This is a genomic window from Micromonospora sp. NPDC049274 (genome assembly GCF_040678875.1).
Classification (GTDB): domain Bacteria; phylum Actinomycetota; class Actinomycetes; order Mycobacteriales; family Micromonosporaceae; genus Micromonospora.
The window spans coordinates 52,810-63,653 of the sequence record NZ_JBFAQS010000027.1 but is presented as its reverse complement, the minus strand read 5'-3'; the positions used below and the strand labels follow the sequence as shown (position 1 = coordinate 63,653).

Here is a 10,844-nt window from a genome sequence, read left to right as displayed (position 1 = left end):
GACACCGACGGCGGCATCCACTCGTTCGAGGGCGGGCACTACATCAGCGTCGTCGGCTACCGCGACAACGGCGCGATCGTGCGGATCGCCGACTCGGCCGACCCGAACACCGCCTCCTACGAGGTCACCGTCGAGCACCTCGCCGACTGGATCGCCACCCGCGGCTACGCCACCAGCTGACCCGGCAGCACGCCGAAAGGGCCGGACCCCCACCACCGGGGTCCGGCCCTTTCGGCATGACCTCAGTCGGTGGCGAGGACGGCCAGGATCTGCTCGCCGTACTTGGCGAGCTTGTTCTCGCCGACCCCGTTGACCCGCGACAGCTCGGCCAGGGAGGTGGGCGCGTCGCCCGCGATCTGCCGGAGGGTGGCGTCGTGGAAGATGACGTACGCCGGGACGCCCTGCTCCTTGGCGGTTGCCGCGCGCCAGGCCCGCAGCCGCTCGAAGACCGACGCGGCCGCCGGGGTCAGCTCGGCGACGACGGTGGCCGCGCCGCGCGGCTTCGACGACCGGCTCGACGCCTGCCGCTCCGGCTCGCGGCGCATCGTGACGGTGCGGCGGCGGCCGAGCACCTCGGTGCTCGCCTCGGTCAGCGCCAGGGTGCCGTAGTCGCCCTCCACGGCGAGCAGCCCCTCGGCGAGGAGTTGCCGAACCACGCCGCGCCACTCGGCCTCGCTCAGCTCGGAGCCGATGCCGAAGACGGTAAGGGAGTCGTGCCCGTACTGGCTGATTTTGTCGGTCTGCTTGCCGAGCAGGATGTCGATGCAGTGCCCGGCGCCGAACCGTTGGTTGCGCTCGCGGTCGAGGCGGAAGACGGCCGAGAGTAGCTTCTGGGCGGCGACGGTGCCGTCCCACGACTCCGGTGGGTTGAGGCAGGTGTCGCAGTTGCCGCAGGCCGTCGGGGTCGTCTCGCCGAAGTATTCGAGCAGTTGCACCCGTCGGCAGCGGACCGTCTCGCAGAGCGCGAGCATCGCGTCCAGGTGCGCGGCGAGGTTGCGCCGGTGCGCGAGGTCGCCGTCGGACGTCTCGATCATTTTGCGCTGCTGGACCACGTCCTGGAGGCCGTACGCCAGCCAGGCGGTGGACGGCAGCCCGTCGCGGCCGGCGCGGCCGGTCTCCTGGTAGTAGCCCTCGACGGACTTGGGCAGGTCGAGGTGGGCGACGAAGCGTACGTCCGGCTTGTCGATGCCCATCCCGAAGGCGATGGTGGCCACCATGACCAGCCCGTCCTCGCGGAGGAACCGTTGCTGGTTGGTGGCGCGGGTGGTCGCGTCCAGGCCGGCGTGGTACGGCAGGGCGGCAATGCCGTTGGCGACGAGGAACTCGGCGGTCTTGTCGACCGAGGCGCGGGACAGGCAGTAGACGATGCCGGCGTCGCCGGGGTGCTCGTCACGCAGCAGTGCCAGCAACTGCTTGCGGGGTTCCCGCTTGGGCACGATCCGGTACTGGATGTTGGGCCGGTCGAAGCTGGCCACGAAGTGCCGCGCGCCGTCGAGCCCCAGCCGGGCGGCGATCTCGGTGCGGGTGGCGCTCGTCGCGGTGGCGGTCAGCGCGATCCGGGGAACCTGCGGCCAGCGCTCATGCAGCATCGACAGTGCCAGGTAGTCGGGGCGGAAGTCGTGGCCCCACTGGGACACGCAGTGTGCCTCGTCGATCGCGAACAGGGAGATGCGACCCCGGTCCAGCAGGGCGAGGGTGGATCGGACGCCGAGCGCCTCGGGCGCCAGGTAGAGCAGGTCCAGTTCGCCGGCGACGAACGCGGCCTCCACCCGCCGCCGGGCGTCGAGGGTCTGGGTCGAGTTGAGGAAGCCGGCGCGGACGCCGACCGCGGTGAGCGCGTCCACCTGGTCCTGCATGAGCGCGATCAGCGGGGAGACGACGACCGCCACACCGTCGCGGACCAGGGCCGGGACCTGGTAACACAGCGACTTGCCGCCACCGGTGGGCATCAGCACCAGCGCGTCGCCACCGGCGACGACATGGTCGATGACCTGCTGCTGGAAGCCGCGGAAGGCGTCGTAGCCGAACACCCGGCGCAGCACGTCCAGCGCGCCCTCGACGCGCAGGTCGGTGGGGGAAGCCATGCGCGGAGTCTACGAGCCGCCCCCGACACCAACGCCCGCACACCTGCCCGACGCGCCCATCGCATCCGCGAGTGCCGGCGGCCCGTCGCGGCCCGACGGCGCGCTCGGTCGCGGGACGGGCGAGTACGTCGGTGCCATGGTCAACTCGCGTTCATGGAATCCGCGGTGTTCCTTCCGCTCTGACATCCCGGTTTTCAGGAACCCGAGTCGATCACCGCTGAGGCGGAGCCGAAGGGAGGCGCTGTGCCCGTGCCGCGCGCCCTCGGGCGCGCCCGAGGGCCGGGCGCGCCCGGGGCCGACCGCCCGGTCAGCTCGGCTGGCTGGACCGGTTGGCCAGGCCGCGTGGCGGGGCCTTCATCCCGACCACGATGTCGACGATCTCGATGTAGCGGGCCTTGGCACCCATTCGGAACGCGGTGGCCGCGGCGTTGATCTCCTCCAGGGTGTCGGCCTCCACCATGGTGACCTGGTCGTACTTGCCGTTGACCCCGGTGCACACGACGTGGGTGAGCTGCTTGGCGAAGCGGCCCAGATCCCGGGCGTGCTCGGCGGAGACCTCGTGGATGCCCTCCCGGCCGAGGGCGAAGTATTCCGGACTGATCCGCATGAAGAGGAAACCGACGTACTTGTTCTTGTCCGCCAGATCGTGCATCGCACCCTCCCAGATGTCGGCGTTGACCTGCGGCGATCACGAGGAGCGTATAGACGATTACTGATCGTCATCAAGGGGGTGGCGCTGTCGGGAGGGTGACCCGCGCTCAGTCGGCGCCGACGCGCCCGATCCGACGCCGGGCGGCGGGATAGAGTCGCTGATTGACCAATCGCGGCCGATGGCGGCCGCGGCGCCACGGCTTGGGGGTATGGGTGAGCGAGGCGCGCACACACGGGGACCGGACCGATCCTCCGGTGGCCACGGACGGGCAGCCGACGGCCGAGTCGGAGACCACCCTCGTGGTGGTGACGGGGCTGTCCGGTGGTGGTCGCAGCACCGTCGCCCGGGCGTTGGAGAACGTCGGCTACTACGTCGTGGACAACCTGCCGCAGGCGCTCATGCTCGACATGGCCGAGCTGGCGTTCAAGGCCGGCGGCGCGGCCCGGCGTACGGCGATGGTCCTGGACGTGCGCTCGCGGGCCTTCTCCACCGACCTGGCCGGGGCGATCCGCGAGCTGAAGGAGCGGGGCTTCTCGCCCCGGGTCGTGTTCGTCGACGCCGACGACGAGGTGCTGATCCGCCGGTTCGAGAGCGTCCGGCGGTCGCACCCGTTGCAGGGCGACGGGCGGCTCGCCGATGGCATCGCCGTGGAGCGCGGGCTGCTGGAGGAGGCCCGCGACCAGGCCGACGTGATCATCGACACCAGCCACCTGAACGTCAACCAGCTCCGCCGGCGCATCGAGGAGCTGTTCGGTGGCGAGGACGCCCGTCGGCTGCGGGTCACCGTGCTGTCGTTCGGCTTCAAGTACGGCCTGCCGCCGGACGCCGACTTCGTGCTGGACGCCCGGTTCCTGCCCAACCCGTACTGGGTGCCGGAGCTGCGCGAGCACACCGGGCGCGAGGAGGCGGTCAGCGCGTACGTGCTGGGTCAGGAGGGCGCGGACGCCTTCGTCGCCTCGTACGCCGACCTGGTCAACGCCACCACCGCCGGGTTCGAGCGGGAGGGCAAGCGGTACCTGACGGTCGCGGTGGGCTGCACCGGGGGCAAGCACCGCAGCGTGGCGATCGCCGAGGAGCTGGCCGGTCGGCTGCGCCAGTCGGGGCTGGCCGCCAACGCGCAGCACCGCGACCTGGGGCGGGAATGACGGCGCGCCGGGTGGTGGCGTTCGGCGGCGGGCACGGATTGTCCGCGTCGCTGCGCGCGCTGCGCCACTGCGCCCCCGAACTCGACCTGGACATCACGGCGGTGGTCACGGTCGGCGACGACGGCGGGTCCAGCGGCCGGCTGCGCGCCGAGCGGGGCGGCCTGCCCCCCGGCGACCTCCGGCAGGCCCTCGTGGCGCTGGCCGGTGACCATCCGGCCACCCGACGCAGCGCCGGGCTGTTCCAGCACCGCTTCGCCGCCGTGCCGACTGGCGGCGTACCTGAGGAAAGCGACCCGCAGCGGGCCGCAGCCCGCGCCGACGGGCTGGCCGGGCACGCGGTGGGCAACCTGGTGCTCTGCGGCCTCATGGAGCTGCTCGGCGACCCGGTGGCCGCGCTGGAGCACGCCGGGGCGATGCTCGGTACGGTCGGTCGGGTCCTGCCGATGTCGCGGCAGCCGGTCGGCATCGAGGCGCGGGTGCGCGGCGTCGACCCGGCCGCCCCGGACGAGGTGCGCACCGTGCGCGGTCAGCACCAGGTGGCGGTCACCACCGGGCGGGTCGAGTCGCTGCGCCTCACCCCGGCCGCCCCGGCGGCCTGCGCCGAGGCCCTGGCGGCGATCGGCGCGGCGGACTGGTTGATCTTCGGCCCGGGCAGTTGGTACACGAGCGTGCTGCCGCACCTGCTGGTGCCGCAGTTGGCCGACGCGATCGTGTCCAGCGCGGCCCGGCGGCTGGTCACGCTGAACCTGGCCGCGGAGAAGGAGACCCTCGGCCTCTCGGTCGCCGATCACCTGGCGGCGCTGCGCTGGTACCTGCCCGAGCTCAAGGTCGACTTCGTGCTCGCGGACGCCAAGGCGGTGGGTGACCCTGAACCGGTCGAACGTGCGGCAGAATCGCTTGGTGCCCGCCTGGTCCTCGCCCCCGTCGCCGTCACCGACGGCACTCCCCGCCATGATCCGGCTGCCCTGGGCGCCGCGCTGGTGCCTGTCCTGGGCGCCGATCGTTAGACACGTACGTAATCTCCGGCGACACGCCGGAACAGGTCCGTGAGGGGACGCACAATGGCGATGACGGCTGCGGTCAAGGACGAGCTGAGTCGGGTCGACGTGCCCAAGCCCTGCTGTCGGCGGGCGGAGATGGCTGCGCTGCTGCGCTTCGCCGGCGGGCTGCACATCGTCTCCGGCCGTGTGGTGGTGGAGGCTGAGCTGGACACCGGGGCGGTCGCGCGCCGGTTGCGGCGGGAGATCGCCGAGGTCTACGGCTACCCCAGCGAGATCCACGTGCTGGCGTCCGGTGGGCTGCGCAAGGGCAGCCACTTCATCGTCCGCGTGGTCAAGGACGGTGAGGCGCTCGCACGGCAGACCGGCCTGCTGGACGTGCGCGGTCGGCCGGTGCGCGGGCTGCCCCCGCACGTGGTGGCGGCCAACGTCTGCTGCGCGGTGTCGGCGTGGCGGGGCGCGTTCATGGCGCACGGCTCGCTTACCGAGCCCGGCCGCTCCAGCGCGCTGGAGATCACCTGCCCCGGGCCGGAGTCGGCGCTGGCGCTTGTCGGCGCGGCCCGACGGATCGGCATCACCGCGAAGAACCGTGAGGTGCGCGGGGTGGACCGGGTGGTGGTCAAGGACGGCGACGCGATCGCCGCGCTGCTCACCCGCATCGGCGCGCACTCCAGCGTGCTGGCCTGGGAGGAGCGTCGGGTCCGCCGCGAGGTGCGGGCCACCGCCAACCGGCTGGCCAACTTCGACGACGCCAACCTGCGCCGCTCGGCGCGCGCGGCAGTCGCCGCCGCCGCCCGGGTGACCCGGGCGCTGGAGATCCTGGCCGACGAGGCGCCCAACCACCTCACCGACGCAGGGAGACTGCGCCTGGAGCACCGGCAGGCGTCGCTGGAGGAGTTGGGGGCGCTGGCCGAGCCTGCGCTGACCAAGGACGCCATCGCCGGACGAATCCGGCGTCTGCTGGCGCTGGCCGACAAGCGGGCCCGGGACCTCGGCATCCCGGATACCGAAGCGGCCGTCACGCCCGACATGCTCGTGGTCTGATAGGACGGTGGGGTTGTACGGTGCGGCGGGAGCACGCCCCGGCGCAGCGTGGTCTCACGCGCTCGGATAGGGTCGCTGCGTACGGCAAGGGGGCCGACACCGGCACTCCTCGCCGTGCCCACCGCCTCGGGCGGTCAGGTCCTCAGACCGCGCGGCGGGGTGGCCGAGATGAACCGTCAGCGGCCGGCTCCAACGGTCGGCGCACACCATTCCCGCCGGCGCGTTGTCTGCAGCCGGCGGACCAGAACGCGAGGAGATGGGACCTGTGACCATCCGGGTTGGCATCAACGGCTTCGGCCGAATCGGCCGTAACTTCTTCCGGGCAGTGCTGGCGTCCGACGCCGACATCGAGGTCGTGGCGGTGAACGACCTGACCGACAACGCCACGCTCGCCCACCTGCTCAAGTACGACAGCATCCTCGGCCGCCTGCCGTACGAGGTCAAGGCCACCGCCGACGAGATCACCGTCGGTGGCAAGACCATCAAGGCGTACGCCGAGAGGGACCCGTCGGCACTGCCGTGGGGCGAGGTCGGCGCCGACGTCGTCATCGAGTCGACTGGCTTCTTCACCGACGCCACCAAGGCGAAGGCGCACGTCGACGGCGGGGCCAAGAAGGTCATCATCTCCGCCCCGGCGAAGAACGAGGACGTCACCGTCGTCATGGGTGTCAACCACGACACCTACGACCCGGCGAAGCACACCATCATCTCCAACGCCTCGTGCACCACCAACTGCCTCGCCCCGATGGCGAAGGTCCTGCACGACACGTTCGGCATCCAGCACGGTCTGATGACGACGATCCACGCGTACACCCAGGACCAGAACCTGCAGGACGCGCCGCACTCGGATCTGCGTCGGGCCCGGGCCGCCGCGCTGAACATCGTCCCGACCTCGACCGGCGCGGCGAAGGCCATCGGCCTCGTCCTGCCGGACCTGAAGGGCAAGCTCGACGGGTACGCGCTGCGGGTGCCGATCCCGACCGGCTCGGTCACCGACCTCACCGTCAACGTGGGTCGCGAGACCACCGTGGACGAGGTCAACGCCGCGTTGAAGGCCGCCGCGGACGGCCCGCTCAAGGGCATCCTGGTCTACAACGAGGACCCGATCGTCTCCAGCGACATCGTCACCGACCCGGCGTCGTGCATCTTCGACGCGCCGCTGACCAAGGTGGTCGGCAACCAGGTCAAGGTCGTCGGCTGGTACGACAACGAGTGGGGCTACTCCAACCGGCTCGTCGACCTCGTCAAGCTGGTCGGTTCGTCGCTGTGAGCATCCGGACCCTCGACGACCTGCTCGCCGAGGGGGTGTCGGGTCGGCGCGTGCTGGTGCGCGCCGACCTGAACGTCCCGCTCGACAAGCAGACCGGTGCCATCACTGATGACGGCCGGATCCGCGCGGTGCTGCCGACGCTCGGCGCGCTGGTCGAGGCCGGCGCGAAGGTGGTCGTCTGCTCGCACCTGGGCCGCCCGAAGGGCGCTCCGGACCCGCAGTTCAGCCTGAGCCCGGTCGCCGACCGGCTGGGTGAGCTGCTCGGCGCTCCGGTGCGCTTCGCCACCGACACGGTCGGCGACTCGGCCCGCTCCACTGTCGCCGACCTGGCCGACGGCCAGGTCGCCCTGCTGGAGAACCTGCGCTTCAACGCCGGTGAGACCAGCAAGGACGAGGCCGAGCGGGGCGCGTTCGCCGACCAGCTCGCCGCGTTCGGCGACGCGTACGTCGACGACGCGTTCGGCGCCGTGCACCGCAAGCACGCAAGCGTGTACGACGTGCCGGCGCGACTGCCGCACGTGGCGGGCCGGCTGGTGCTGCGCGAGGTCGAGGTGCTCTCCAAGCTGACCAGCGAGCCCGAGCGGCCGTACGTGGTGGTGCTCGGCGGGTCCAAGGTCTCCGACAAGCTCGCGGTGATCGAGGCCCTGCTGCCCACCGTCGACCGGCTGCTCATCGGCGGCGGGATGTGCTTCACCTTCCTCAAGGCCCAGGGCCTGGAGGTGGGCACCTCGCTGCTGGAGAAGGACATGGTCGAGACCTGCCGCAACCTGCTGGAGCGGTCCGAGGGCAAGATCATGCTCCCGGTCGACGTGGTGGTCGCGGACGCGTTCGCCCCGGACGCCGCGCACGACACGGTCCGCGTCGACGGCATCCCGAGCCACCGGCTCGGCCTGGACGTCGGCCCGGAGACGGTCGCCGGCTTCGCCGCCGCCCTGTCGCAGGCCAAGACGATCTTCTGGAACGGCCCGATGGGTGTGTTCGAGATGGCGGCGTTCGCGGCCGGCACCCGGGGCATCGCCGAGGCGATCACCAAGGCCGACGCGTTCAGCGTCGTCGGTGGCGGCGACTCCGCCGCGGCGGTGCGGGCGTTGGGGCTGGACGAGTCGAGCTTCGGTCACATCTCCACCGGCGGCGGCGCCTCCCTGGAGTACCTGGAGGGCAAGACCCTCCCCGGCATCGCGGCCCTGGAGAACTGAGCATGGCGAGCACGACCCGTCGGCCGTTGATGGCCGGCAACTGGAAGATGAACCTCAACCACCTCGAGGCCAACCTGCTCGTGCAGAAGCTGGCCGCGAGCCTGACCGAGAAGCACCTCACCGAGGTCGAGACGGTCGTGCTGCCGCCGTTCACCGACCTGCGCACCGTGCAGACGGCTGTGGACGGCGACAAACTGCTGATCGGCTACGGCGGGCAGGACCTCTCCCCGCACGCCGCCGGCGCGTACACCGGGGACATCTCCGGCGCGATGCTCGCCAAGCTCGGCTGCACGTACGTGGTGGTCGGCCACTCCGAGCGGCGGGCCTACCACCACGAGGACGACGGGGTGGTCAACGCGAAGGTGAAGGCGGCGCTCACGCACGGCCTGACCCCGATCCTCTGCGTGGGGGAGGGGCTGGACATCCGCGAGCAGGGCACCCACGTGGCGCACTGCTCCGACCAGCTCGACGGAGGCCTCGCCGGGCTCACCCCCGAGCAGGTGCGCCAGGTCGTCATCGCGTACGAGCCGGTCTGGGCGATCGGCACCGGCAAGACCGCGACGCCGGAGGACGCCCAGGAGGTCTGCGGGGCGGTCCGCCAGCGGTTGGCGCAGCGCCTCGACCAGGAGACCGCCGACGCCGTCCGGGTCCTCTACGGCGGCTCGGTCAAGGCGTCGAACGTCGCCTCGATCATGGCCCAGCCGGACGTGGACGGGGGCCTGGTGGGCGGCGCCAGCCTGGACGCGGAAGAATTCGCGCAGATCTGCCGGTTCCCCGAGCACATCGCTCGCTGATCGCTCGCTATCCTGGACACCGCCCGTCCACCGGCCGGTGCCGCCGTGCCCGACCTGTCCGGGCGAGGATCGCTACGAGAGGACTGCCCCCAGCCATGCCGATCTGGTTCGCATACACGTTGATCGTGTTGCTGGTCATCACGAGCATCCTGCTCACCATGCTCATCCTGCTGCACCGCGGTAAGGGCGGCGGGTTGTCGAGCATGTTCGGCGGTGGCGTCAGCTCCAGCCTCGCCGGCTCCTCGGTGGCCGAGAAGAACCTGGACCGTTACACCGTTCTGGTGGGTGTCGTCTGGTTCGCGGCGATCGTCGGGCTGGGGCTCTGGCTCCGTCTCCAGATGAACAGCGGCACCTGAGCAGGCCCGCTAAGTCGTACAATCTGCGCGCGGTCCGTCACTCGACGGGCCGCGCGCAGTCCTTTCTCCGCTGCACCGCGTCGCCCGCCACCCATCCCCGACGGTGGCGGGTCCCCTCCGACGACAGGAGCGAGCAGCCGTGCCAAGTGGCAACGTCATCCGCGGCGCCCGCGTCGGGTCCGCACCCATGCGCCCGGACGAGCGGCACCAACCCGCACCCCGACAGGACGTCACCTACTGGTGTCGCAACGACCACCGGACCGACATCAGGATCGCGGCCGACGCCACGGCGCCGCCGCTGTGGGACTGTCCCCGCTGCGGGCTGCCCGCCGGACCGGACGCGCAGAACCCGCCCGGGCGGGTCCGCGCGGAGCCGTACAAGAGCCACCTGGCGTACGTGAAGGAGCGGCGTACCGCCGAGGAGGGCGAAGCTCTGCTGGCGGAGGCGCTCGCCGCGCTGCGCCGTCGCCGGGGCGAAAGTTAGGGGAGGGGAAGGACCCACGAAGGTCCCTCCCCGTCGCTCAGCGCAGGCTACGCAGCCGGGCGGGTACGTCGGCGGCCGCCGCGCGGTCCAGCAGCCAGCGGGTACGGTCCACGCCGTGCACCCCGGCGGCCGGCAGCTGCACCGGGCCGGCGCCGGCCAGCGCCATGCCCACCGCGCGGGCCTTGTCCGCGCCGCCGGCCACCAGCCAGACCTCCTCGGCGGTGTTGATCGTCGGCAGGGTGAGGGTGGTTCGCACGGCCGGCGGCTTCGGGCTGCCCCGCACCGCGCTGCACGGGCGGGTGTCGTAGTGCACCGGGTGCTCGGGGAAGATCGACGCCACGTGCCCGTCCTCGCCGACACCCAGCATCAGCACGTCGAAGTGCGGCAGCGTGGCGTGCCCGGGTCGGGCGGCGCGAGCCAACTCGTCGGCGTACGCGGCTGCGGCCGCCTCGGGGTCGTTGCCGGCCGGGCCGTCGGAGGCCGGCATGGGATGCACCCGGGCCGGGTCCAGCGGCACCACGTCCAGCAGGGCGGCGCGGGCCTGGGTCTCGTTGCGCTCCGGGTCGCCGGCGGGCAGGAACCGCTCGTCGCCCCACCACACGTCGACGCGGGACCAGTCCACCGCGTCGCGGGCCGGCAACTGCGCCACCGCCCGGTAGACGGCCGCGGCGATCCGCCCACCGGTGAGCACCATGGCGGCCTCGCCCCGGTCGGCCTGGGCGTCGAGCAACTTCACCAGCAACCGGACCGCCACGGCCTGCGCCAGCAGGTCGGCGTCGGCGTGGACGGCGACACTCGCCTCACTCATGGGTTGTGCCTTC

General features: G+C 72.0%; 11 protein-coding genes and 1 pseudogene. 9 read left to right on the top strand and 3 right to left on the bottom strand.

Going from position 1 to position 10,844, the window contains the following annotated elements:
• Positions 1-180 (top strand): annotated as a pseudogene (locus AB0K10_RS31775) (phytochelatin synthase); the annotation flags it as partial.
• 62 nt (positions 181-242) lie between these two features.
• Here the strand turns inward: AB0K10_RS31775 and recQ are convergent.
• Together recQ and AB0K10_RS31765 are read right to left on the bottom strand one after the other, a co-directional pair.
• On the bottom strand, positions 243-2,084 hold the full coding sequence (gene recQ / locus AB0K10_RS31770) for a DNA helicase RecQ (RefSeq protein WP_363689672.1): 1,842 nt from the start codon (positions 2,082-2,084) through the stop codon (positions 243-245).
• A 307-nt stretch (positions 2,085-2,391) separates the two neighbouring features.
• Positions 2,392-2,736, bottom strand: coding sequence for a hypothetical protein (locus AB0K10_RS31765; protein ID WP_266244354.1), 345 nt, complete (start codon positions 2,734-2,736; stop codon positions 2,392-2,394).
• A 254-nt stretch (positions 2,737-2,990) separates the two neighbouring features.
• Here AB0K10_RS31765 and rapZ point away from each other — a divergent pair, with 254 nt between their 5' ends.
• The 8 genes from rapZ to AB0K10_RS31725 all read left to right on the top strand — a co-directional run bounded on the left by rapZ (position 2,991) and on the right by AB0K10_RS31725 (position 10,023).
• On the top strand, positions 2,991-3,881 hold the full coding sequence (gene rapZ, locus AB0K10_RS31760) for an RNase adapter RapZ (protein WP_358111429.1): 891 nt from the start codon (positions 2,991-2,993) through the stop codon (positions 3,879-3,881).
• The gene (locus AB0K10_RS31755; protein WP_363689670.1) at positions 3,878-4,888 is read left to right on the top strand and encodes a 2-phospho-L-lactate transferase CofD family protein; all 1,011 of its coding nucleotides are present in this window, start codon (positions 3,878-3,880) and stop codon (positions 4,886-4,888) included. The genes rapZ and AB0K10_RS31755 overlap by 4 nt, the downstream gene beginning before the upstream one ends.
• A 54-nt stretch (positions 4,889-4,942) precedes the next feature.
• Entirely contained in the window at positions 4,943-5,923 is a 981-nt protein-coding gene (gene whiA / locus AB0K10_RS31750) for a DNA-binding protein WhiA (RefSeq protein WP_363689668.1), read from the top strand.
• A gap of 265 nt (positions 5,924-6,188) precedes the next feature.
• Positions 6,189-7,193 carry a type I glyceraldehyde-3-phosphate dehydrogenase gene (gene gap / locus AB0K10_RS31745; RefSeq protein WP_363689666.1) on the top strand — a complete coding sequence of 335 codons (1,005 nt, stop codon included), beginning with the start codon at positions 6,189-6,191 and terminating at the stop codon, positions 7,191-7,193.
• The gene (locus AB0K10_RS31740) at positions 7,190-8,389 is read left to right on the top strand and encodes a phosphoglycerate kinase (protein ID WP_363689664.1); all 1,200 of its coding nucleotides are present in this window, start codon (positions 7,190-7,192) and stop codon (positions 8,387-8,389) included. The genes gap and AB0K10_RS31740 overlap by 4 nt, the downstream gene beginning before the upstream one ends.
• Before the next feature lie 2 nt (positions 8,390-8,391).
• Positions 8,392-9,183, top strand: a complete 792-nt coding sequence (gene tpiA / locus AB0K10_RS31735; RefSeq protein ID WP_363689662.1) for a triose-phosphate isomerase — start codon at positions 8,392-8,394, stop codon at positions 9,181-9,183.
• A gap of 95 nt (positions 9,184-9,278) precedes the next feature.
• Positions 9,279-9,539: a preprotein translocase subunit SecG gene (secG, locus tag AB0K10_RS31730; RefSeq protein WP_007462735.1), complete on the top strand. Its 261-nt coding sequence runs from the start codon at positions 9,279-9,281 to the stop codon at positions 9,537-9,539.
• Between the two features lie 139 nt (positions 9,540-9,678).
• Complete coding sequence (locus AB0K10_RS31725) at positions 9,679-10,023, top strand: RNA polymerase-binding protein RbpA (protein ID WP_007462733.1); 345 nt, start codon at positions 9,679-9,681, stop codon at positions 10,021-10,023.
• Between the two features lie 37 nt (positions 10,024-10,060).
• On the opposite strand, the gene pgl is transcribed toward AB0K10_RS31725, so the two are convergent.
• Entirely contained in the window at positions 10,061-10,831 is a 771-nt protein-coding gene (gene pgl / locus AB0K10_RS31720; RefSeq protein ID WP_007462731.1) for a 6-phosphogluconolactonase, read from the bottom strand.
• Positions 10,832-10,844: the final 13 nt, after the last annotated feature.

What these genes read in the sequence shown, in the direction of transcription:
- recQ (WP_363689672.1), bottom strand. Translation starts at nt 2,084, where the DNA reads ATGGCTTCCCCCACCGACCTGCGCGTCGAGGGCGCGCTGGACGTGCTG.
- AB0K10_RS31765 (WP_266244354.1), bottom strand. Translation starts at nt 2,736, where the DNA reads ATGCACGATCTGGCGGACAAGAACAAGTACGTCGGTTTCCTCTTCATG.
- AB0K10_RS31755 (WP_363689670.1), top strand. Translation starts at nt 3,878, where the DNA reads ATGACGGCGCGCCGGGTGGTGGCGTTCGGCGGCGGGCACGGATTGTCC.
- whiA (WP_363689668.1), top strand. Translation starts at nt 4,943, where the DNA reads ATGGCGATGACGGCTGCGGTCAAGGACGAGCTGAGTCGGGTCGACGTG.
- tpiA (WP_363689662.1), top strand. Translation starts at nt 8,392, where the DNA reads ATGGCGAGCACGACCCGTCGGCCGTTGATGGCCGGCAACTGGAAGATG.
- secG (WP_007462735.1), top strand. Translation starts at nt 9,279, where the DNA reads ATGCCGATCTGGTTCGCATACACGTTGATCGTGTTGCTGGTCATCACG.
- pgl (WP_007462731.1), bottom strand. Translation starts at nt 10,831, where the DNA reads ATGAGTGAGGCGAGTGTCGCCGTCCACGCCGACGCCGACCTGCTGGCG.